This window comes from Methanothermobacter sp. KEPCO 2, from assembly GCF_041228365.1.
Taxonomy (GTDB): Archaea; Methanobacteriota; Methanobacteria; order Methanobacteriales; family Methanothermobacteraceae; genus Methanothermobacter; species Methanothermobacter marburgensis.
This window is the reverse complement of sequence record NZ_CP166185.1, coordinates 622,667-646,427: the sequence shown is the minus strand read 5'-3', so window position 1 is coordinate 646,427 and position 23,761 is coordinate 622,667. Positions and strand designations below refer to the sequence as shown.

Genomic DNA, 23,761 nt, shown 5'->3' with positions numbered 1-23,761 from the left:
CTTCAATCCTCCGGCATGAGTTCATCAATCATTTTCCTGGTGATACGGACGTCCATCTGTCCTGGTGCTGTTGAACGGTCCGCTGATGCAAAGGTTATTGGGGCACCGAAGAGGGCAGCTGCGACCCTCGTGTATTTCCCGGCTTCCCCCATGGATATTGCTATTGTATTGTCTTCCACCGAGAGCAGCTGGAGAACCACGATGGTGTCTGCCATGTTCCGGGGCATGACCGCCACCTTTGCAATGTCCCCAAATTCCTTCTCCATCCGGACTATCCTCAGAAGGGCCTCAAGTGATGGTGTCCCGGTGAAGTTATGGTAGGATATGATGCTCCCGGCGGCAACTGCCGTGACCCTCTCGATGTACTCAGGGTCGGTGCTGAGTTCAACATCAACATAGCGGGCCACCTCGGCAGCGGAGCTCAGGAGTTCTATCCTTTCAGTTTCAGTGCCACTGAAGTGGCCCCCCTCCGTGGGGGACCTGTTTGTTGCTATTACAGGAAAGCCAATATCCTCTATGACCCCTTTCACCTCAGCCCCCGATGCCCCTTTGAGGGCGTCTATTCTGAGCTCCAGGATATCGGCTCCGGCCTCTATGGCCCTTTCTGCGGATTTGATAACAGCTTCACATGTCCTTTCAAAGATGGGGACACAGATCATGGTTTCCATTAATTATTTCTCCTTAGTTTGTGGAGTCTCGAGAACCAATAGTTTACACTAACTTCTATATGTTATTTCTGGTAATTAAATTTTGCATGGGTGAGGTGCGTCTATTTCTATCATAAGCGGCAGTACTCAGGAACTTCCACATTCCACAGGGTTCTGCTGTAACCTATTTATTCCCGCACCTCAAATTAGGTATCAGGTGATTGATTTGAGGATAACTTCCATAGGTGCAGATATATCAGATAATGATACAAGCTGCAGCAGGGAACTTATAAATGCACTGGAGGCCTCGATACCGGGTCTTCTTGACGCGGGTGCAGAGAGCGCAGCACTCACAAACATAACAGGCGACGATGTGGTTATAAGTGCATTTGTAGAGGATGATATGCTGGAGGACGTGAACAGGGCAATAGTTGAGATACTCAGGGACTCATCAGAGAGTCTTGGCGACCTTAAGGGTATATCAGATGAACCTGACGGTGCAGGTGAGGGTATATCCTATGCAGAGGCACTTGTGAGGCAGGATCGTTACCCTGATGCGGTTATACTGGCATTTGACACCTATGGTGGTGAGGAATTCGTGGCTGATGTTGCAAATTCAGCCATACAGGCTGCCGGTGGGATGGATGGCGTTACAGATGTGAGCCAGGAGATCAAACCGGGGGTCCGCAGGATTCCAGGAGTGGGTTACGTTTCAGATAAGACCGATGACCCTGTTGTTGTGGCGACGATAGAGGACATGGAGAGTGTCGGGGTCGTGGCAGGGGCAATGCTGGGGGCAGCCCTTGGACACAAGAACGTGTACCTTGTAAAGAGGGGCTCACCCTCACATGTGATACCCGGAAGTGTAATAGTCTCTGCAACGGCATTCCTCAACGGAAACCTCATCGACCTTTCGGTGCCATTTGAGGAGAGAACAAGAATACTCATGGTCTGAACCTGTGCCTCCCAGGGATTACGATGGGGCTGGAATTGAGGCTTTCAGGTCCAGTGGGTGGGTTGACTGATCACCAAGTATTTTAGATTTCACCAACATAGTATTGAGGGGATTTATCATGATACTGCTTGATGAGGATACCAGATGCCTGGTTCAGGGCATAACAGGTAAACAGGGATCATTTCATACAGAACAGATGCTTGAATATGGAACAAGGATAGTGGCCGGTGTCACACCGGGTAAGGGCGGCCAGGAGTTCCTTGGCCTCGGCGTCTACAACTCGGTTGAGGAGGTCAGGGAGGAGATGGATGTCAATGCATCCATAATCTTCGTACCCGCGCCCTTTGCCAAGGACGCGGCCTTTGAATCCATAAGGCACCTTGACCTTGTGGTTATAATAACGGAGCACATACCGGTCCACGACTCAATGCAGATAATGGAATACGCTGAAAGGATGGGTAAGACAGTTATAGGGCCCAATACCCCGGGTATAATAACACCTGGCGTTGGTAAACTGGGTATAATGCCCACAAACATCTTCACCGAGGGCAACATAGGCATAGTCTCAAGGAGCGGGACACTGACCTATGAATTCGCTGCCCAGCTCACAGAGGCGGGCTTCGGCCAGAGCACCTGTGTCGGGATAGGGGGCGACCCTGTCACTGGCCTGGGATTTGTGGATGTCCTTGAGAGGTTTGAGGAAGACCCCCAGACCGACGCAGTTGTCCTCATAGGTGAAATAGGAGGAGACGCCGAGGAGAGGGCCGCAGAGTACATAGGTGACCACATGTCAAAGCCTGTCTTTGCCTTCATCTCAGGCTCAACTGCACCTCCAGGTAAGAGGATGGGTCATGCAGGGGCCATCATAGAGGGCGGTGCAGGAACCGCGCAGAGTAAAAGGGAGGCCCTTGAAGCCGCAGGTGCGGTGGTTGTTGACAGGCCATCCGCCATTGTCAGGGAACTCAGGCGCATGGAGGGGGCTCTCTGATGTCACTCATGGATGACCTCCTTGAGGGTAAGATAAAGCTCTATGAAATTGAAAGGCACGTACCTGTTGATGAGGCTGTCAGGATAAGAAGGGAGTTCATTGAGAGGGTCTCAGGTGCCAGACTTGAGCATGTATCCCACTATACAATTGACATGGATAGGGCGTCAAGGAGGAACATTGAAAACCCCATAGGCGCCATTCAGATCCCCCTCGGGGTCGCCGGGCCACTGCTGGTTAAGGGTGAACATGCAGACGGCGAGTACTATGTACCCCTTGCAACCTCAGAGGGTGCACTGGTGGCCTCTGTGAACAGGGGCTGCTCTGTGATCACAGGGTCCGGGGGCGCATCTGTCAGGATAACCGGTGACTCTATGACAAGGGCCCCTGTAATAAGGACTGGTTCTGCTGTTGAGGCTTTAAAGCTCAGAGAATGGATCCAGGAGAACACTGATATACTCAGGGAGGAGGCGGAGTCAACAACTAGGCACGGAAAACTCATAAAAATAGATCCCATCATCGTGGCGGGGCCCTACGTTTACCCCCGGTTCGTATACACAACAGGGGATAGCATGGGGATGAACATGGTCACCATCGCCACAGAGAAGGCCCTTGAACTCCTCACAGAGGAAACAGGCGCCCATGTGATTGCCCTGAGTGGAAACCTCTGCACAGATAAGAAACCCGCATCCATAAACCTGGTTGAGGGCCGGGGTAAGAGCATCAGTGCAGAGGTGACTGTACCCGGGGAGATGGTTGAGAGGGTGCTCAAGACAACACCCGAGGCTGTTGTTGAGGTTAACACCGCAAAGAATCTCCTGGGATCAGCCCTCGCTGGGAGCATGGGATTCAATGCACACTACGCCAACATAATAGGCGCCATATTCCTTGCAACTGGCCAGGACGAGGCCCATATTGTTGAGGGTAGCCTCGGGGTTACCGTTGCAGAGGAGAAGAACGGTGACCTTTACTTCTCAGTCAACCTTCCTGATGTGCCCCTTGCAACTGTTGGGGGCGGCACGGGACTTGAGACGGCATCCGAGTGCCTTGATATCATGGGTGTCCGGGGTTCAGGGGGTGTCCATGAGTTTGCAGAGATCGTGGGGGGAGCTGTCCTTGCAGGTGAACTATCCCTCATGGGTGCCCTTGCAGCCGGTCATCTTGCACGTGCGCACAGTGAACTGGGGAGGGGTTAGCCCTCATTGACTGAAATGATGGATGATCAGAGATGGATATACGTGAATTTCTTCATGAGTACATCAACATGAGCCGCTATGTGGCTCTCGGGACACTTGACGGTATACTGGCTGTGATGGGTGTTACACTCACCGCCAGTGGAGTTGCAGGTGCCGGTGGTCTCAGTGTGGACAACCACCTCATAGCCCTGACAGGACTCAGCGGGGGCGTGGCCCTTGCAATGTCCAATGCCTTCGGTTCATTCATAGGTGAGAGGGCTGAAGAAACAAGGACAATGCGTGAGCTTGAGAGGAAGATGATGATGGATGAGGGTAAACTGGATGACACCATCATCCACCAGCAGGCAAGGCGCCGCGTGTACATGAGCATGTTCACACATGGATTCTCAAGCTTCCTCGGCTCCTTTGTACCTGTACTCCCATTTCTTGTGTTATCTGAGAGGATGACAGCAACCATTGTGACCGTTGTACTGTGCCTTGCGGCCCTCCTGGTCCTTGGCGTTTACCTCGGGAGGGTTTCAAGGGAGAACATCTACAGGACGAGCCTTGAGGTTGTTGTGATAGGGATCCTGATAGGTCTTGTCAGCATCTTCCTTGGGGGATCCCACTGAAAAAGATTTTTTGGTAGATGCAGAAGGTTATTAACAGATTTTATTTTTCCTGAAATGCTTTATCCATAAACAATTAACTGTTGGGTCAGAACTTAGCGATTTATAAACCGTAGGCGAGGACGTGATATATGATTTCATTGAGTACCTCTGAGGTCAGAACTTAGCGATTTATAAACCGTATACCCTTTCAACGGTCTCCTGGTGTATCCTGTAGGCGTCCTCCTCGGTGAAGATCCCCTTATTCAGGAATTCAATTGTCCTCCTCGGGACGGTCCTGGGTCCGAGGACCGCGCCTGGTCTGCTGCTATCATCCAGGTAGTCGGTTTCCATGAGGAACCCTGACCCCTTCCTGATACCCTCCCTTATGACATCCCCGGATGCAATGAGGGATGGTGTGAGTCCATGGTTCTCATCCCTTCCTGTCAGGGGACCTGAGAAGTGCTTTATAACCATATGCTTCTTTATACCTGCTTTAGAGGCCATCCCTGCGAATTCCCTGAACTCTTCAGGTCCTGAGGTCTCGGTGTGAAGCTGCACAGGACATGAGGCCTCTGCTGCAAGTTCCATGGCATACACCATCAGCCTGTTGTGGATGGCCATCTCCTCAGGGGGGACAGGGTAGTGGGGTCTTCCAACCTCACCTATTGCAACGGCCCTCCCCTCAAGGACCAGTGACTGGGCATATTCCAGGCCCTCCCTTATCATCTCCTCGGCCCTCTCAGGGTCGTGACCGGCCTCAAGGAGCCTTGATAGCTCCGCCGGGTGGAGTCCCACCACAGCATATGCTTCAACCTCTGTCTCATGGTTGATGATGTCAGCGTACTTAAGCACCGTATCCATGGTTTTACGGTAATCTGTCCCGGCGTTTATGGTCCAGGATGGCTTGTTGGGAATTATCATCCTCCTACCACCGGACCTCTGAAATTTAAGGGCCACGGCTTTCGGCCCCTCACCGTTGATGGGGTCAACGTGTATGTGGTTATCGGTGATTGGTATGTCCAATCTATCACCGCTCCAGGGTTTTCTCGGGTACCTGGTTCATGCAGCCTCTTGGTCTTCTCATCTCACCTTCAAGGCCCATCTTCTCAAGGACGGCCCTGAAGTCCACCTTTGTCTTGAAGCACCCGTCCCTGAGGAGGGGGACACCCTGTGGTGTGAACCTTGAGAGCTTCATCATGGCCAGGTTGAGGTCCTGGTAGCAGGCCACCCCGAGGACCGCCTTGAACCTACGCTCCTCCATTATCTTCTTTATGAAGGTTGACCCCGGTATCACGAATACTGTGTACCCTATGCTCTCGGCCCGCTCCTTGATCTTACCTATTATGCAGCGGTTGCACCCCGTGCAGACAAGCCCTGTCCTGTCAAGCCTTGCCTCACATTTTGGGTTTCTGAGGCAGTGGGGCAACACGAGTGCCTTTTCATGGGGGTCTATTGACCGGAACCTCTTCTCGTTGATCTTGTTCCTCACCTCAACCCCTATCTGGTCCACTATGCGGCTGTTGAGTCCCAGTGTCTCTGAGAACTTCTTGAATGGACCGTAGAACATGTCCACTGTGATAAGGAGGAGTCTGGGAAATATCAACCGGTCCTCATTGAGAAGGAGCCTCCCAAGGAATAGGCTTGAGGCTAGCATCACAATGAGGCCCAGACCCGCGATGAATACCAGCTGCCCGAATATCTGATAGAATTCGTTGATCATAATCATTCACGTTCATGGTTTATGTGCGTGTACTTAAAAATAGTTTCCCTGATAGAATTCGTTGATCATAATCATTCACGTTGATGGTTTATGTGGGTGTACTTAAAAATAGTTTCCCTGATAGAATTCGTTGATCATAATCATTCACGTTGATGGTTTATGTGGGTGTACTTAAAAATAGTTTTCCCGCCTCACCACTCAAGTTTTGTCACCCGCGACCTGATACCCGGTGGCGTGTTTAAGAGTTTAACCAGGCCATTCTCCGAGACTATCTCCATCCCTGAGAGTTCACTCACCGAGCAGAGCAGGTGGTGGTCCGGGTGGGTGCCAGGGGTTATCTCGCAGCTCAGTCTTATTGTATCTGAGGCAGAGACCACCATCTTCAGCCTCCTGGACCCTGGATGGTTCTCAGGGAGAACAACAAGGGGATTTTCTATCTCAAGGAGGAGGTAGGCGAGGGCCATTATACCCCTCCTTGCCTTTTCCCCTGAGCTGAATGCGGATATGACTATGAGGTCATCTGGTTCAAGAAACAGGGCGACCTCGTCATCTGGGGTATTCATGAAGAGGGTTCTCCTCCTGCCGGACGGTATTATGCCAAGTGTACCTGAATCCGACTCCACAAAGAGTATCCTGTCATCCCTCAGATTGAATTCCAGACCACTCACCCTCTAGCCTTCACATTCAACATTATCTGACTGGCATGATGGGCAGATTATCCGCCTTCCAACACCCTTGAACTCGTTTCCACAGTCAAGGCACTTACATTTACGGGTCTTCATCTTCTTGATGTCAATATCAGCCATTGGACCTCCAACAGTGCACATATCTATCACCAGCTCAATTTATCTTTGGCATCCCTTATCTACTTTATCCAGAGGGATTCCTACCCCGGACCCCTATTTTAATACCATCATCCACCATATCCAGATTGATTCCTAAACCAGAACCCCATTTTAATACCATTCCACGTAAAAACTTATTATTGAGAATAAAGATAGAATTATATGGTTATAAAAACCAGGTGAGTTAATGAAGAACCTTATTTTTCCATTCACAGCTATAGTTGGACAGGAAAGGGTGAAAAAGGCCCTTATACTCAATGCAATAAATCCCAGGATAGGCGGTGTACTCATAAAGGGTGATAAGGGGACAGGTAAAACAACCGCCGTGAGGGCCCTGGCAGACCTTCTTCCATCGCTGCGGACAGTTAAGGGCTGCCCCTTCAACTGTGACCCTGATGAACCTGAAGAGGCATGTGAGGTGTGCCGTTCAGGTGACCTGGAGGTGGAGTACCGGAAGATGCGGGTGGTTGAGCTACCACTGGGTGCAACAGAGGATCGAGTGGTGGGTTCCCTTGACATAGGGAAGGCTCTCACAGAGGGTATAAAGGCCCTTGAGCCGGGTATACTTGCAGAGGCCAACAGGAACATACTCTACGTTGACGAGATAAACCTACTGGACGACCACCTGGTGGATGTCCTGCTTGATGCGGCTGCCTACGGTGTGAACACAGTTGAGAGGGAGGGAATATCCCTTCAGCACCCATCAAGGTTCATCCTGGTTGGGACCATGAACCCCGCTGAGGGCGAACTCCGGCCCCAGCTCTCAGACAGGATAGGTATACACATAAATGTTGGCACGGTCACCGACATCAGGCAGAGAATCCTCATAATGAAGCGGAGGGATGAATTCGAGGATGACCCTGAGGGATTCGTTGAGAGGTTCGCTGAAAGTCAGCGGGAACTCAGGGAGAGGATAATGGAGGCCAGGAAGCTCCTTCCAGCGGTCACCATTGACGACGACCTCCTTGAGCTGATAGCAAGGGTCTGTGTCGATGCAGGGGTCGATGGGCACAGGTCCGATATTGCAATCGTGAGGACCTCAAAGGCCATAGCGGCCTTCAACGGCAGGAGGAGGGTCCGTGAGGAGGACGTCGAGGATGCAATAATACTGGTTCTGGGGGAGAGAATACCTGGAAGGACCTATAACCGTGAAAACACGAGAAGGGAGATGCAGAGGGCCCGTGAGGAGATGGAGCGTGAAAGGGAGTCGGAGGAGTCTGAATCAGAAAGTGGTGACTCAGGCAGTGGCCCAGGTGAGGGTGAAGAGGATGAAACCCCTGCAGAGGGTTCACCGGGGGAAGGTAGCAGTGGAGATTCAGGTGCTTCACCTTCGGCATCATCCCTGGGGGCCCTTGCCGCTGACGTGGAGGGCAGGGAACCTGAAACCCAGGACATGGACGTTGATATAAAGAGGCTCCTCAGGATCAGGGGTAAGAAGAAGGAGCGCCTCTACGGTTCAAGGGTTGAGTCAAAGACCACCAAGGGCAGGTACGTGAAGAGCAGGTTCCCCAGGGGCTCAGGTGACGTTGCTGTTGACGCCACACTGAGGGCCGCCGCCTCAAGGGGGGAACTTAAAATAGAACCCGGCGATATAAGGGAGAAGATACGCAAACACGGTGCAAGGGCATCAATCGTCCTGGTGGTGGATATAAGCGGGTCCATGTTCTCTGAGAAGAAGGCCGCCAGGGTCAAGGGCCTCATAGAGAGGTTCATAGAGGACGCCCAGAGGCATAAGGACAGGATAAGTGTTGTGGGTTTCCGTGGAAGGGACGCGAAGGTTATAATACCCTCAACAGCCCGGGCATCATCATTCAGGGATACGGTTGACAGCATAAGGGTTGGTGGTACAACACCAATGGCACAGGGCATAAAGAGGGGCCTTGAGATACTCAGGGAGGAGAAGAGACACAGCGAGTACGTCCCGTTCATGGTTATCCTCAGCGACGGTATGCCAAACGTGGGGGTTGAGAGGAACCCCAAGAGGGAGGCGGTTGAAGCAGCAGCCAGGCTCAGGGAGGAGGATATACCCTCCGCTGTCATAAACTTTGAGCAGGGCTCAAGGGGTGGAAGGGACCTCAACATGGAGATAGCCCTGGCCTCAGGTGGCAGTTACTATGACCTCCATGACCTTGAGGACCCATCCATAGCTGTTCCAAGGATAATGGAGCATGAGAGGGAGATGTTCTAGCAGAGGTTACTTCGGAACACCATCTGGAGCATGAGAGGGAGATGTTCTAGCAGAGGTTACTTCGGAACACCATCTGGAGCATGAGAGGGAGATGTTCTAGCAGAGGTTACTTCGGAACACCATCTGGAGCATGAGAGGGAGATGTTCTAGCAGAGGTTACTTCGGAACACCATCTGGAGCATGAGAGGGAGATGTTCTAGGACAGACCACTTAGGATCCCCTATCCATCCAAATTATTTATACATGGACATTCCAATATCACCCTGATGAGAATCGTGGTATACCATGCAGAGGAGTGTGACAGGAAGAAGTGCACCAGCCTCAAACTGGGGAGGAAGGGAAAATTTAAAATAGTAAATAGTCTCAACCAGATACCCAGAGGTGCACTTGTCCTCAACCCTTTTTCTGAGAAGGCAGTCTCACCCGAGGACCGTGACATGGTCATGAGGAGGGGCATCGCAGCCCTGGACTGCTCATGGAAAAAGGTCAGAAAGTCATCGGTCATATTCCAGACCGCAGGGAACCACAGGTCGCTGCCGTTCCTGGTGGCCGCAAACCCCACCAACTATGGAAAGCCCTGCATACTATCAACTGCGGAGGCTGTGGCGGCAACCCTTTATATAGTTGGACTGAAAGATATAGCGTCTGACATCATGTCCTACTTCAAGTGGGGTCCACACTTCCTGGACCTCAACCGTGAACTTCTTGAAGCTTACTCCCGGGCTAGGGATAGCCGTGAGGTTGTTGAGATTCAGAACAAATACATAGGAGGCTAATTATGGCAAGATTTGAGGAAGCAGAAAACAGACTATTCAATATCAAGATCTGCCTTAAATGTAACGCCAGGAACCCACCAACTGCAAAGACATGCAGGAAGTGCGGTTACAAGGGATTAAGGTACAAGGCAAAGGAACCAAGGGGCTAAACAGCCCCACTCCCCCATTTATTACTTTTCTGAGTGTTCAAAATGAAGGTTGAAGATTATTTCCATGATATTCTTGGGGAGAGGAAGATACACCTTACCCTCATCGACCCTGAGGAGCAGACCCCTGAGGAGGCCGTTGAAATCGCAGAGGCTGCCATAAGGGGCGGTACCGATGGTATAATGCTCGGGGGGTCAACCACCGATTCCAGTGAACTTGATGCCACCGCAGGAGCTCTGAGAAAGAACATAGATGTCCCGATAATACTTTTCCCTGGGAACACCACAGGTGTCAGCCGCCACGCAGATGCGATATTCTTCATGAGTCTCCTCAACTCAAACAACCCCTACTGGATCATAGGTGCCCAGGCCCTGGGTGCGCCAGCCGTTAAGAAGATGGGGATAGAGGCCCTCCCAATGGGTTACCTTGTGGTTGAACCAGGGGGTACGGTGGGCTGGGTTGGAGATACAAAGCCTGTTCCCAGAAACAAGCCGGACATTGCGGCAGCATATGCCATGGCCGCAGAGTTCCTTGGTATGAGGCTCTTCTACCTTGAGGCGGGTTCAGGTGCCCCACAGCATGTGCCTGAGGAGATGATATCCCTTGTTAAGAGGTGCACAGACCAGATACTCATAGTGGGCGGCGGTATAAGGACCGGTGCAGATGCCGCAAGGGTTGCAGGTGCAGGTGCAGATATCATAGTCACGGGTACTGTGGTTGAGAACAGCTCAAACGTTGAGGATAAGATCCGTGAGATCGTTGAGGGTATGGGGTCCCTCTAGTCATATTTTATCTTTTAACTGATCCAGAGTATAGCTGGCATCTAAAATTCAGTTTTTTGATGTTCTTTTCCCAGTAATCCAGGAACTCTAAATTTTGGCCTTTCATTTGATTTTACTGATATTTCGATGGATCAGAGGTCTTCTACTTAAATGGTCCAATCATCAATTCATAAAATGCTTTTTTTAATTTCCCAGGGTGGTTTCTTCAAACTAGATGAATCTCTTCACCACAACTCAGATTCTGCATCTTAATCTGCATTTAAACCATCTATTCACCCAACGAGAATACGGCTGTATTGAGGGCCTTGCCATTTGCCTGAAAGCAAAAACGGTTAACTAATATGCACAATATATATGCCCTTATGAAGAACCATCTGGTGGCCCATATTCTGAACCGTGTTGCTGACTACATGGAACTCAGGGGCGATGAATTCAGGACAAAGGCCTACAGGAGGGCTGCGAGGACGGTTGAATTTCTCGGGGAGGACATAGAGGATGTGGCAGCCCAGGGAAGACTCAGGGAACTCCCCGGTATAGGGGAGAACATCGCAGCAAAGATAGAGGAGATACTATCAACAGGTTCACTCTCACTCCTTGAGAGACTTGCAGGGGAATACCCGGTGGACCTTGACTCCCTGCTCTCGGTGGAGGGTGTGGGTCCAAAGACGGTTAAACTCCTCTACGAGGAACTGGGGATAAAGACACTGGACGACCTAGAAGAACAGGCAAGGAGGCACCGTATAAGGAGACTCAGGGGGATGGGTGAGAAGAAGGAGGCAATGATACTCCGTAACATTGAACTTGCAAGGTCAAGGATCTCCAGAAGACCCCTCGCCTACGTGGTACCCCTGGCATCCATGATAAAATCAGAGCTCCTTGAACTTGAGGGTGTCAGGAGGGTTGAGGTGGCAGGATCCATAAGGAGGGGCCGGGAGACCGTCGGGGACATCGACATACTGGTGACAGCCACCGACCCCCATAGGGTCATGGACCACTTCACCTCCATGGACCTGGTGGAGGAGGTAGTGGTTAAGGGCCCCAAGAAGTCAACCGTGCGCCTCAGGGAGGGCCTTGACTGTGACCTCAGGGTCTTCGACGACGAGGTCTTTGGCGCGGCACTCCTATACTTCACAGGCTCATGGGAGTTCAACGTGGAGCTACGTAGGATAGCCATTTCCTCCTCGATGAAGCTCAGTGAATACGGCCTCTTCAGGGGGGATGAGAGGGTCGCCGGGAGGACAGAGGCCGAGGTTCTGGAGGCCCTTGGCCTCACATACATTGAACCTGAACTCAGGGAGAACCGTGGCGAGGTGGCCGCTGCAGCGGAGGGAAAACTCCCGGACCCTGTAAATCTGTCAGATATCAGGGGGGACCTCCACATGCACAGCCTGTTCAGTGACGGCATCGATGCAATGGAGTACATGGCAGAGTACGCATCCATCCTTGGGAGGGAGTACATTGCCTTCACCGACCATGCAAGGTACATCGACGATGTGGATGCATACCTGAGGGCCGCCGAGCGTATAGAGGAGGTGGAGGTCCTTGCAGGTGTCGAGGTCAACATACTCTATGATGGGAGCCTAGAGGTCCCTGATAAAATCCTGCAGGACTTTGACCTGGTTGTTGCAAGCATCCATGACTCCGGGAACATCACAGAGAGACTACTCAGGGCAATGGAGCATGACCCTGTGGATATAATAGGTCACCCCACCGGGCGCATACTCGGGTCACCTGACCCCCTGGTTGACATGGAGAGGGTGGTTGAACGCGCCTCTGAACTGGGAGTCGCCCTGGAGGTGAACTCCAACCCCCTCCGCCTGGACCTCAGGGACACCCATGTCAGGATGGCGGTTGATGCGGGCTGCAGGATCGCAATAAACAGTGACGCCCACTCAAGGGGTGCCCTTGAGAACATCAGGTGGGGTGTTATAACCGCAAGGCGCGGCTGGGCAGAGCCAGACGATGTGATAAACACCATGGGCATCAGGAAACTCAGAAGGTGGCTTGGTAACTGAAGGTGAGGACATGACGTCAATTCTGATAGTGGAGGACGAGGCACTCATAGCATCGGACCTCCAGATGAGACTGGAGGATATGGGCTACAGGGTCGTTGGGGTTGCAGCCACAGGTAAAGAGGCCCTCAGGCTGATAGCAGAGAAGAGGCCGGACCTTGTGCTCATGGACATAGTCCTGAGGGGTGAGATGGATGGTGTGGATGTGGCCCGGAGGGTGAAGGAACTCAGGGTCCCGGTGGTGTTCCTCACAGCCTACTCTGACCCCGAGACCATAGGGAGGGCCAGGAGGGCCGGAGCCTACGGTTACCTCCTCAAACCCTACGATGACCGGACACTCAAGGTGACGGTTGAAACAGCACTCAAACGGTACCGGGCTGATATAAGGGACCTACTGAAGGTTCCGAAGGAGAGGAAGACAGGGGCAGTCCCCGGTGTCCTTGTGGTGGAGGATGAGGCGATCGTCGCAGCCGACCTCTCCCATAAACTGGAGGATGCAGGGTTCAGGGTAGTGGGGGTTGAGGATACAGGTGAGGGCGCTGTATCAGCGGCCGCGGAACTCCAGCCCGACGTTGTCATCATGGACGTCTACCTCCGTGGTGAGATGGATGGTATAGAGGCCGCCGAGGTGATACAGGGTGAACACGGGATCCCTGTAATATACCTGACAGCCTACTCAGATGACTCGACCCTCGCCAGGATACTGGAGACGGAACCCTACGGTTACCTACTCAAGCCCTTCAGCACCGAGCAGCTGAGGGCCGAGATCGAGGTGGTACTACAGAACATCAGGGACATGGAGGACTACTCAAGGAGGATGCACGAGGTCATCGTCACCAAGGCAGAGGAGATGAAGATAGAGAAGACCGGCGTCTTCTTTGTATCATCGCTGATACTCGGCCTTGCAGCCTACGGCTTCATAACACGGAGCATGACCTGGCTCATGTACACACTCTTCATACCGGTGGTCTACAGTCTCCTGCATCTTTCATTCAGTTACAGGAAACCCGAAAGGCCTGTTTCAGATTCAATGCCCATGGTGAGCATTATAGTCCCCGCCAACAACGAGGAGAACACCATTGAGAGGTGCGTTGAGACCCTCTCATCCCTGGACTACCATGTAAACGGGAGGAGGAACTATGAGATCATAGTTGTGAACGACGGGTCAACGGACCGTACCGGTGAGATCCTCGAGGAACTGGTGAAGAGGTACAGGCACCTGAAGGTTGTGACAAGGAGGGCCCCCTTCGCCTTCAACGGTAAGGGGTACGCCCTCAATGATGGTGTGGCACTGGCCGATGGTGACATCATAGCGGTCTTTGATGCCGATGCCAGGGTTGAACCGGACTTCCTGAGGAATATAGTCCCCTACCTTGATGGTGATGATGTGGCCGGCGCCCAGTCCAGGGTGAGGATGTACAATGCAGATGAGAACCTCCTCACCAGGATGCAGGACCTTGAGTTCGCCATATTCGGCAACGTAATCATGAGGTCAAGGATGAACATGGATGTCCCGGCCTTCCTGGGGGGCAACGGTCAGCTGGTTAAGAGGAGGGTTGTTGAGGAGATTGGGGGCTGGGATGGCTACGCGGTTACAGAGGACCTGAACCTCAGCGTCAAGCTGATGCTCAGGGGCTACCATGTCAGGTATTCCCCGGAGGCGGAGGTCTTTCAGGAGGCCGTGAGTGAGTGGCCGGCCTTCTTCAGGCAGAGGACCCGCTGGCTCACAGGTAACCTGGAGACACTCTTCGTATACCTTGCCCCGATGATTGATGCCCCCATAGCACTCCACAGGAAGCTTGACGCAATATTCTACCTCTTCTCCATGATCTTCATAGGGTTCGTCATGCTGGGGTACATTGTATTCATTCTGAACCTTGCTGGTTTCGGATTCAAGATGGAGGCCCCGTTCATAATAGGCCTCATATCAACCGTGGCGTTCTTCCCCCTCACAATGAGCGGTATAAGGATGGACGGCTACAGCATACCCCGTACCATCCTGTTATCCATTGAGTACTGGGCCTACTGCCTATACCTAATCCCGCTCTTTGTGGCTGCGACAGTTCACATGCTACGGAGGCGCGAGAGGCGCTGGGCCAAGACTGTCCACAGGGGGGAGGGTGAAGGTTCAGAATAATAGTATCAGAGCATTGCGGAGTTTATTCCAGGGAGGGGGACAGGGAATCCTTAAGCCACCATTTATATATTATTAATATTTGAATATGTATTATGAAGAGGGTCATGCTTGCAGTTGCCGAATTTCTGGTGGGGTGGGGTGCCCCTGAGAGGGCCCTCCACATTGCCAGGAGGGTTACAGAGGCTGACCCTGAAAACCTGGCGGCATGGATGCTCCTGAGTAACATAAACCAGAAGATGGGAAGATACAGGGATGCCCTGAAGGCCCTTGAGAGACTGACGGAAATAAGTCCCCATCCACGGGTCTGGCATAAGATGGGCTACATCCACAGTATCCTCGGGGAGGATGAGGAGAGAGACGCATGTTACCGGAGGGCCCTTGAACTCTATGAATCATCCATCAATGAGAACCCCGGTAACGCCACCCTATGGTATGGAAGGGGTCTGATACTTCACCAGTGGGGCGAAGATGAAGGGGCACTGAAGTCATTTGAAAAGGCCACAGCCATTGATCCACTCCACGCCCAGTCATGGGTCTACAGGGGGTTCTCCCTGAATAAACATGGGAGATACCGGGAGGCACTGGAATGCTTTGATAGGGCCATCAGGCTGGATGCAGGGAATGCCCCGGTATGGATCGGTAAGGCAGAGGCTTTTGAGGCACTCGGGAACCAGTGGGCCTCTGAGAAATGCCTTAAAATAGCACTTGATACAGCTAACGGTGTCCCCATCGAGGAGGACCTCCCTGAGTCCATCTACCCATACCCCTTCAGGGCACTCACAGTCATCTCATACGCCTTCACGGCAATCACCCTCGCCCAGTTCGTACTGATAATTTTCAGAGCTGAGTTCGCGGGCACCTTGGTAATGGGAGCCCTTACGGCTGCAGCCATATACATATTACTGAAGGAAAGGCCACGGAGTGAACTGCCAATGGTCCTGGGGGCCCTGATTTTCACCCCATTCGCATTTCTGTATTTATCAATCCGGCAACTGATAAACCCTGAGGATTCAGGGGATCGTATCCTGGCAGCAGTATCCCTTCCCATCCTCTTTGGGCCGCTGATTCTTCTCATGGCGCTTATCCTGCCATACCTGGCACAGGAGAGTAGCAGGGTCATGTACACCCTCACCATGACATGGAAAACCAGAGACCCGCATTTACTTTTCGACTGGACCCTGGAACACATTGATGGGTTTTTGAGTTCCATCCTTTTTGTTCTTGGGCCATGCTACCTGCGTGTAAATGGTGGACATCCACGTGCCCTGAGACACTCCACAATAATGATCTGTGTACTGTTAACCTACGTTTTTATCCTGCTACTCCTTCCACACATCATTTAGTGGTACTGAACATCATCAAAAACAAACTCACACGCAAGGATAGCCTGACTTCCACACATCATTTAGTGGGTACTGAACCCACAGCTACTTCAGATTCTTTTTTCTGAAGATCAGGTAGAGGGGCACACCCCCCATGATCAGGAGTAAGCCGGCGATGATGGTCCCCGGTGTTGTATTCAGGAGGAGGTAAATACAGATAAGGACACCCAGGACACTCTTCACAGGAACCCTAGCGCCATCTCTCCTTCGAAGTATCCCCAGTGAAACGCAGGTTGCCGCGTAGGGGAGCAGAAGGGTTAAAACTGACAGTTCAATGAGTCCAGCCGCCGTACCGGTGAGTGCGGCTGCAAGGGCCGTGAGGTTCTGGACCAGGATGCTGACGTGGGGTGTGCCGAACCTCCCGTGCACCCTGGAGAGGGCACGCGGAAGGAAACCATCCCTGGACATGGCAAAGAGCAGCCTTGCGGTTGAGAGCATCCCGGCCTCCTCTGAACCGGCAATTGAGAACACGGCACCTGCAGTGAGTATCAGGGCCCCAATTCCACCCATAAGGCTGTACCCGGCAACCGTGAGGGGCGCGTTTGAGGCCGCAAGGACACTCCAGGGCACAAGCCCAAGGATAACAGCATTGGTGAGGAGATAGAATAGCATCACAAAGACCATCCCCAGGGTTATGGCCAGGGGTATGTTCCTCTCAGGATCCTTAACCTCATCTGCAGGGACCGTTACAAGTTCAAATCCAACGTAGGCCCAGAACACAAGGACGGTGACACCGCCAAGGGCCCCCAGGCCCATGGGTGCCAGGGGGGTGTAATTACCTGCAGGGGTTGATGGGTTGAGGGCGAGGTACACCGCCCCCAGGATTGCAAAGATGAGTACCGGCGCCACCTTGAGGACCGTCAGGACATCGTTCACCTTACCGGCCCTCCCAACACCGGCAATGTTTATGAGGGTGAGTGAGACTATGAAGAGGACCTTGATGACGGCCTCCCAGATGGCATTCAGGGGGATGAAGTATTCAAGGTAGTAGACGAAGGCGATGGGGAACACCGCTATGGCTATCCACGAGGAAACCCAGAGGGACCATCCGGTTATGAAACCCGCGAAACGTCCAAGGGTCTCACCTGCATAGGCGTAGGGTCCCCCGGTCACAGGGAGTATCCTGGAGGCCTCAGAGAATACAAGTGCAATAACCAGGGCCATGAGGCCGGCCAGGAACCAGGCCAGTATGGAGGCCGGGCCAAGGCTACCCGCACCATAGGCAGCCACGATGTAGATGTCGGCCCCCACTATGGTCCCGATTACAAGGTTAACCGTGTCAAAGAGGGTCAGCTCCCTCCGCAGCCGGGGTTTCATGGATTTAAATTAGAGTGGTTCCACCTTAATATCTTGTTCCCAAAAACCGGATGGAAACATTTATAGATGCAGGGAATAAATGAAAAAATTGGACACTCTAACCTTGAGCTTAAGGTATTAAGATATTACATTTACAGGGGTGGTAGTCTGATAGAGGAGGGATCTGTAATAAGGGGCCCTTTCTGGCCGGAACCGGTCAGGGTGCTGAAGGCAGTGGATGAGGGAGAAAGCATAATAATCTACGGGGTTACAACCAGTACCGGGTCCCCTGTAGCCACCATACTGACCATGGATGACCTTGAAAGGGTTGAATCCGTGAGAACAGCGGACTTCAGGGCCGAGCCCCACGAATTCTTCATGGGCATAGAGGCATACCGCCTCAGAAACGCCTCACTCTTTGACGGCTACCTTGCAATGAACACCTCCCGCATAGACCCCCTCCCCTTCCAGCTTGAGGCCGTATACAGTTACGCCCTCAGGATGCCCCGCATGAGGTTCATGATAGCCGACGACCCCGGCGCAGGCAAAACCATAATGGCCGGGATGATCATAAAGGAACTGAAACTCCGGGGGGCCACCAGGAGGGTCCTCATAGTAACACCGGGCCACCTCAAGGCCCAGTGGCAGCGTGAAATGAGGGAGAAATTCCAGGAGCACTTCACTGTCGTGGACCGATCATACCTTAGGTCAAGGCAGGGCGAAAACCCATGGATGGTTGAGAACAGCTACATAACCTCCATCGACTTTGCAAAGCAGGATGACGTGATGGCATCACTATCATCAACAAGGTGGGACCTTGTGGTGGTTGACGAGGCCCACAAGATGAGTGCAAGGGTCAGATCAGAGAACAGGACAGATGCAACAAGGAGGTACAGACTCGGGCAGATACTCTCCAGGACATCAGACCACATGCTGCTTCTGACGGCAACCCCACACAGCGGGGACCCCGATGCCTTCAGGCTGCTCCTGGACCTCCTCAGACCCGGATTCTTCGCCAACCCTGAACTCATACAGGAGTCAAGGAGGAACAGGGACAACCCCCTCTTCATAAGGAGGGTGAAGGAGGAGCTCAGGGACTTTGATGGGAAGCCCATATTCCCCAGGAGGTACACCCACACCCACAGCTTCAACCTCAGCGACAGGGAGATGGAGCTCTACAATGAGATCTCACGCTACATAACAGAGCAGTACAACCGGGCCATCTCAACCGACAGGAGGGCACATGCCTTTGCAATGATGCTTCTCCAGAGGAGGATGGCATCAAGCATATACGCGGTTATGATGTCCCTCAGGAGGAAGAGGGAAAGGTGCCTCCAGCTCATGGAGGACCTTGAATCCGTCTCCAGGATAGATGTCCCCGGCGACTACAGCGACCTGGAGGAGAGGAAGATCTGGGAGATCGAAAGGACCCTGGAGGGAAGCACACTGGCAGACTCCCTCCCTGAACTCAAAGCAGAGGTGAGGACCCTGGAGGGACTGATAGAGGATGCAGAAAGGCTCCTGAAATCAGGGACCGAGACCAAGCTCAGGGAGCTTCAGAGGATCCTGGAGGAGATAGGCGATGAGAAGATACTCATCTTCAGTGAATCAAAGGACACCGTCGACTACCTCCTTGAGAGGATAGAATCCTGGGGGTACAGTGTGTGCACCATCCACGGTGAGATGAGCATGGATGAGCGCATAGCAGCCGAGGATGACTTCCGGAGGAACCGGCAGGTCATGGTTGCAACCGAGGCCGCGGGTGAGGGTATAAATCTCCAGTTCTGCCATATAATGGTCAACTATGACATCCCCTGGAACCCCAACCGCCTGGAGCAGAGGATGGGGAGGATACACAGGTACAAGCAGAGGAGGGACGTCCACATATACAACCTGGTGGCAGGAAACACCCGCGAGGGCCTCGTGATGAGGAGGCTCCTTGAGAAACTTGAAAGCATCCGCCAGGACATAGGCTCAGATAAGGTCTACGATGTAATCGGTGAGATATACACCGAACGTGACATTTCAGGCATAATAGAGAAGACCCTCAGGGGTGAACTTAGGGACGAGGAGATAGATGAACTCCTCAAACCATCAGAGGATATCCTTGAGAGGATAATGGATGAGCAGCTTGCAGTTGAGGTTGACTACACCCGCATGAAGGACATACAGCGCATAATAAAGGAGCGGAAACTCGCACCGGAGTACGTTGAGGAATTCTTCAGAACGGTATTCAGAAGGATGGGCTGGAAGTACACCGAAAGGAAGGGCCTCTACACCCTCAGAACACCCCGGGAACTTCTCCGCACCTGGAACGATGAACTCAGGAGGAGGTACGGTGCACTGAGGAGGGAATACAGGAACCTCACCTTCAACCCGGGGACAGATGAACACGAGTTCATATCCTTCGGCCACCCCCTCCTGGAGGCCACCATAAGGTACACCGGTAAGAGGTTTGGAGACGCGCTCCTCCAGGGCTCAACCTTCAGGGACCCATCAGGGAGGTACCGGGGAACCATATGGTTCTACCGGGGAAGGGTCACAGATGGAAGGAACGAAACCGCAGGTGAAAGGGTCTTCGCCCTCCACGACACCGGAGAGGAGGTTGTGGAGGTGAGCCCAATGATCCTCTGGGACCTGGTACCAGACAGCCACCCGGTGGAGGATGATGTCAGCGAGGATCGGGCCACTGCAGCCGCAACCAGGGCCGTGATGAGGTACATGGATAAACTGAGGGCCGAGAGGAAGAAGAAAACAGGTATAAAGAGGAAGTACGGCCTGAGGTCCATACAGTACCTCATAGACACCTCCCAGGCAAAACTCATCGAATACTACAGGCGCCTGGAGGAGGGGGAGGACATGGCCCTGGCCATAAGAAACGAGGAGGAAAGACTGGAGGAGTACAGGCACAGAAAGAGGGAACTCGAAAGGGAGATGGAGATGGAGGAGACCCTCACAGCCTCACCCCCCGAACTCCTTGGAATGATACACGTGGATGCCCCTGAGATCCCTGGCAGGGAGGACATAGAGATGATAGGCATGAAGGTTACCATGGAATATGAGAGAAGAAATGGAAGGATACCCGAGGACGTATCAGGTGAGAACCTTGGATTCGATGTGAGGTCAACCTCAGAGTCAGAGGTTAGGTACATTGAGGTCAAGGCCAGGAGTGGAAGCGATAACATTGAACTGACACAGAATGAGTGGCTCAAGGCCAGGAGGTTCAGGGAGAACTACTGGCTCTACGTGGTCTACAGTGCCAGTGAGGACCCTGAACTCATCACCATACAGGACCCCTATGCTAAACTTGACCCTGTGAGGAGAGAGGAAGTCAGGTACATTGTACCTGGTGAACAGATAAGGAGAATTGAGGAGTAGTTTTTCGTATCACCACTGTGAGGAGATAATGGAGGATTATTTTATGGATGAGAGGTTTATTGAGAGGACTTTTCCTGTTGGGAGGGTGAGTGAGAATTCTGCCCGTGAGAAGAATATAAGGCATGGTCATATTTCCACGCTTCATATCTGGTGGGCCCGCCGGCCCCTTGCAAGCAGCCGGGCCACCATCTACGCCAGCCTGATCCCCACTGCCAGTGATGGACTGGAGGAGGTCCGGGTTAAGAGGTTCATTGAGGAGTTGAGTGAGTGGGAGAACAGTTTGAATCAGGGGATGATTGAGAGGGCCCGGAGGGATATAAGGGAGTATAATGGTCGGCCGCCCCGTGTACTGGATCCCTTTGGTGGGGGTGGCAGCATACCCCTTGAGGCCCTCCGTCTGGGGTGTGAAACCTACAGTATGGATCTCAACCCGGTGGCTGTCCTCATCCAGAAGTGCACACTGGAGTACCCCCAGAGGTACGGGTCCAGTGATTCCTGGTCTGACAGTGAACCCCGACTGCTGAGGGATGTTAAGAGGTGGGGTGAATGGGTCCTCAGGGAGGCCAGGGAGGAGCTTTCACGTTTCTACCCGGAGGATGATGATGGCTCAATCCCCGCGGCCTACATCTGGGCCAGGACACTCCCCTGCCAGAACCCTGACTGCGGGGCAGAGATACCACTCATGAGACAGTACTGGCTCGCCAGGAAAAAGAACAGGAAAATAGCCCTCCAACCGCTGGTCACAGGTGAGGGGGTGGAATTTGAGATCGTGGAGGACCCTGACTTTGACCCCTCCAGGGGGACCATCTCAAGGGCCATCGTAACCTGTCCGGTCTGCGGTTCAACCATACCCGCCAATGACACCAGACGACTGTTCCAGGAGGGTGAGGCCGGTGAGAGGCTCATCGTCGTGGCACTCACACACCCCCAGCGGAGGGGTAAAACCTACCGCCTCGCAACAGAAAAGGATCTGCAAGCCTACATGGAAGCCCAGGAATACCTGGAAAAGAAAAGAGATGAACTCATGGACCAGTGGGGAATAGACCCGGTCCCAGATGAGGAAATCCCTTTGATGAGCGGAACTTTTAATGTCCCCATTTATGGCCTTGACACCTGGGGTGATCTTTTCAATGCCCGGCAGAAACTTGCCCTCATCACCTTCACCGAGAAAATCCGCCAGGCCCACCAGAAGATGCTGGGGGAAGGATACCCGGAAGACTACGCAAAGGCCGTGGTAACTTATCTCGCTTTTTTACTGGGAAAACTATCAGACTGGAATTCAAGGTTATCAAGATGGCGCCCTGAACAGGAAAGAGGGGAAGGAACATTTTCAAGACAAGCATTACCAATGATATGGGATCACGCTGAACGCAACCCCTTTTATGGCAAACTTTTTTCGACTGGTGCTATTGGGCGTGTGATTGAAAATTGTTCCCGTATCCCAAGGCTTGATTGGTTTAAACCCATCCCTGAGGTTGTTCAGGGTTCTGCGGTTTCTCTTCCTTTTGATGATGAATATTTTGATGCTGTTTTCACTGACCCACCATATTATAATAATGTACCTTATGCTGATCTTTCGGATTTCTTTTATGTATGGTTGAAGAGGGCATTAGGTGATTTTTATCCTGATTTATTTTTAAGTCCTTTAACTCCTAAAAAACAAGAGATATGTGAAATGAAGTCCTGGGATAAAAAAAGATATGCCTATAAGGACAGAGCATTCTTTGAGGAAAACCTGAAAAAATCTTTCAGGGAGATACACCGTGTCCTGAGGCCCGGCGGCATAGCCAATATCGTCTATGCCCATAAGACCACCCATGGCTGGGAAACCGTTATAAACTCCCTCCTGGATTCTGGTCTGGTGGTGACCGCGTCGTGGCCCATATTCACTGAACAGAAACATAGACTTAGGGCTCAATCTTCAGCGGCCCTTGCCTCTTCTATTTATATTGTGGCCCGTAAGCCTGATTTTGAGAAGAGCACTGGTTATTATGAGGAGGTTCTGGGTGAGTTGAAGGAGGTTCTGGGGGAGAAGCTGGATTACCTGTGGGGTGAGGGTATAAGTGGCCCGGACTTTTTCATCGCGGCCATAGGGGCTGGCCTGGAGGTTATAGGGAAGTACAGTGAGATTCTCAAGTACAATGGCGAGGTGGTCCGGGGTTCCCGGTTACTGGATGATATACGCGCGGTTGCAGCGGATTTCGCCATAAGGAGGATACTGGATAATGGATTCGCCGAGGGCCTCTCATCCCTCACAAGGTTCTACCTCTTCTACCGGTGGAACTTCGGGAACTCCAGCGTGGACTTCGACGAGGCCAGGAAACTCGCCGGCAGCCTCGGCATAGACCTCCAGAACACCAGATCCGGATTCATAAGGATACAGAGGGGTAAGGTCACAGTCCTCGGCCCCGACAAGAGGGGTGAGGACCATGACACCACAGAACTCATAGACGCACTCCACCTCGCAGCCAGACTCTGGAGCCAGGGCAGGAGAGAAGAACTCCAGGACTTGCTCCTTGAAACCGGCTACGGAACCGATGAAAAATTCTACCGGGTAGCCCAGGCCATAATAGAATTCCTGCCAGACTGCAAGGAAAAACAGTGGCTCGAAGGCCTGATTGTGAACAGAGACACCATGATAAAAACCCTCAAAGAAAAAACCAGCCAGAAAACACTCAGGGATTATTAATACATGAAAAACTCAGGATTACTGATAAAAGGAGGA

At 52.5% G+C, this 23,761-nt stretch carries 19 protein-coding genes; 13 read left to right on the top strand and 6 right to left on the bottom strand.

Going from position 1 to position 23,761, the window contains the following annotated elements:
* Positions 1-2: 2 nt before the first annotated feature.
* The gene (gene aroD / locus AB9H23_RS03395) at positions 3-668 is read right to left on the bottom strand and encodes a type I 3-dehydroquinate dehydratase (protein WP_370005581.1); all 666 of its coding nucleotides are present in this window, start codon (positions 666-668) and stop codon (positions 3-5) included.
* Between the two features lie 205 nt (positions 669-873).
* Between aroD and AB9H23_RS03390 the strand changes: the two genes are divergently transcribed.
* From AB9H23_RS03390 to AB9H23_RS03375, 4 genes are all read left to right on the top strand, one after another.
* Positions 874-1,602 carry a hypothetical protein gene (locus AB9H23_RS03390; RefSeq protein ID WP_370005579.1) on the top strand — a complete coding sequence of 243 codons (729 nt, stop codon included), beginning with the start codon at positions 874-876 and terminating at the stop codon, positions 1,600-1,602.
* 118 nt (positions 1,603-1,720) lie between these two features.
* Complete coding sequence (gene sucD, locus AB9H23_RS03385; RefSeq protein ID WP_013295769.1) at positions 1,721-2,590, top strand: succinate--CoA ligase subunit alpha; 870 nt, start codon at positions 1,721-1,723, stop codon at positions 2,588-2,590.
* Positions 2,590-3,783, top strand: coding sequence for a hydroxymethylglutaryl-CoA reductase (NADPH) (hmgA, locus tag AB9H23_RS03380; protein ID WP_370005577.1), 1,194 nt, complete (start codon positions 2,590-2,592; stop codon positions 3,781-3,783). Before sucD ends, hmgA begins: the two co-directional genes overlap by 1 nt.
* Before the next feature lie 32 nt (positions 3,784-3,815).
* A complete protein-coding gene (locus AB9H23_RS03375) occupies positions 3,816-4,394 on the top strand; it encodes a TIGR00267 family protein (protein WP_013295767.1) in 579 nt (192 codons plus the stop codon).
* Between the two features lie 168 nt (positions 4,395-4,562).
* Here the strand turns inward: AB9H23_RS03375 and AB9H23_RS03370 are convergent, their stop codons facing one another.
* From AB9H23_RS03370 to AB9H23_RS03355, 4 genes are all read right to left on the bottom strand, one after another.
* Positions 4,563-5,396: a TatD family hydrolase gene (locus AB9H23_RS03370; protein ID WP_370005575.1), complete on the bottom strand. Its 834-nt coding sequence runs from the start codon at positions 5,394-5,396 to the stop codon at positions 4,563-4,565.
* A gap of 4 nt (positions 5,397-5,400) precedes the next feature.
* Positions 5,401-6,093 carry a DUF116 domain-containing protein gene (locus AB9H23_RS03365; protein ID WP_013295765.1) on the bottom strand — a complete coding sequence of 231 codons (693 nt, stop codon included), beginning with the start codon at positions 6,091-6,093 and terminating at the stop codon, positions 5,401-5,403.
* A 191-nt stretch (positions 6,094-6,284) separates the two neighbouring features.
* Entirely contained in the window at positions 6,285-6,761 is a 477-nt protein-coding gene (locus tag AB9H23_RS03360) for a hypothetical protein (protein ID WP_013295764.1), read from the bottom strand.
* Positions 6,762-6,764: 3 nt separating this feature from the next.
* The gene (locus AB9H23_RS03355; RefSeq protein WP_013295763.1) at positions 6,765-6,920 is read right to left on the bottom strand and encodes a hypothetical protein; all 156 of its coding nucleotides are present in this window, start codon (positions 6,918-6,920) and stop codon (positions 6,765-6,767) included.
* Positions 6,921-7,125: 205 nt separating this feature from the next.
* On the opposite strand from AB9H23_RS03355, the gene AB9H23_RS03350 reads away from it, so the two are divergent.
* The 7 genes from AB9H23_RS03350 (at position 7,126) to AB9H23_RS03320 (ending at position 16,323) form a co-directional block, all read left to right on the top strand.
* Positions 7,126-9,126, top strand: coding sequence for a VWA domain-containing protein (locus tag AB9H23_RS03350; RefSeq protein ID WP_321211986.1), 2,001 nt, complete (start codon positions 7,126-7,128; stop codon positions 9,124-9,126).
* Positions 9,127-9,392: 266 nt separating this feature from the next.
* The gene (locus AB9H23_RS03345) at positions 9,393-9,902 is read left to right on the top strand and encodes a DUF367 family protein (RefSeq protein WP_013295761.1); all 510 of its coding nucleotides are present in this window, start codon (positions 9,393-9,395) and stop codon (positions 9,900-9,902) included.
* A gap of 2 nt (positions 9,903-9,904) precedes the next feature.
* The gene (locus AB9H23_RS03340) at positions 9,905-10,051 is read left to right on the top strand and encodes a 50S ribosomal protein L40e (protein WP_010876192.1); all 147 of its coding nucleotides are present in this window, start codon (positions 9,905-9,907) and stop codon (positions 10,049-10,051) included.
* 42 nt (positions 10,052-10,093) lie between these two features.
* Positions 10,094-10,831, top strand: a complete 738-nt coding sequence (locus tag AB9H23_RS03335) for a geranylgeranylglyceryl/heptaprenylglyceryl phosphate synthase (protein ID WP_370005571.1) — start codon at positions 10,094-10,096, stop codon at positions 10,829-10,831.
* A 362-nt stretch (positions 10,832-11,193) separates the two neighbouring features.
* Positions 11,194-12,846, top strand: a complete 1,653-nt coding sequence (gene polX, locus AB9H23_RS03330) for a DNA polymerase/3'-5' exonuclease PolX (protein ID WP_370005570.1) — start codon at positions 11,194-11,196, stop codon at positions 12,844-12,846.
* Between the two features lie 10 nt (positions 12,847-12,856).
* Complete coding sequence (locus AB9H23_RS03325) at positions 12,857-14,980, top strand: response regulator (protein WP_370005568.1); 2,124 nt, start codon at positions 12,857-12,859, stop codon at positions 14,978-14,980.
* A 92-nt stretch (positions 14,981-15,072) separates the two neighbouring features.
* Entirely contained in the window at positions 15,073-16,323 is a 1,251-nt protein-coding gene (locus AB9H23_RS03320) for a tetratricopeptide repeat protein (RefSeq protein ID WP_370005566.1), read from the top strand.
* 84 nt (positions 16,324-16,407) lie between these two features.
* Here AB9H23_RS03320 and AB9H23_RS03315 read toward each other — a convergent pair whose 3' ends face one another.
* The gene (locus tag AB9H23_RS03315; protein ID WP_370005565.1) at positions 16,408-17,679 is read right to left on the bottom strand and encodes an amino acid permease; all 1,272 of its coding nucleotides are present in this window, start codon (positions 17,677-17,679) and stop codon (positions 16,408-16,410) included.
* A gap of 213 nt (positions 17,680-17,892) precedes the next feature.
* Between AB9H23_RS03315 and AB9H23_RS03310 the strand changes: the two genes are divergently transcribed.
* Positions 17,893-21,036, top strand: a complete 3,144-nt coding sequence (locus AB9H23_RS03310) for a helicase-related protein (protein WP_370005563.1) — start codon at positions 17,893-17,895, stop codon at positions 21,034-21,036.
* Between the two features lie 28 nt (positions 21,037-21,064).
* Positions 21,065-23,725 carry a DUF1156 domain-containing protein gene (locus AB9H23_RS03305; protein WP_370005561.1) on the top strand — a complete coding sequence of 887 codons (2,661 nt, stop codon included), beginning with the start codon at positions 21,065-21,067 and terminating at the stop codon, positions 23,723-23,725.
* Positions 23,726-23,761 lie beyond the last annotated feature (36 nt).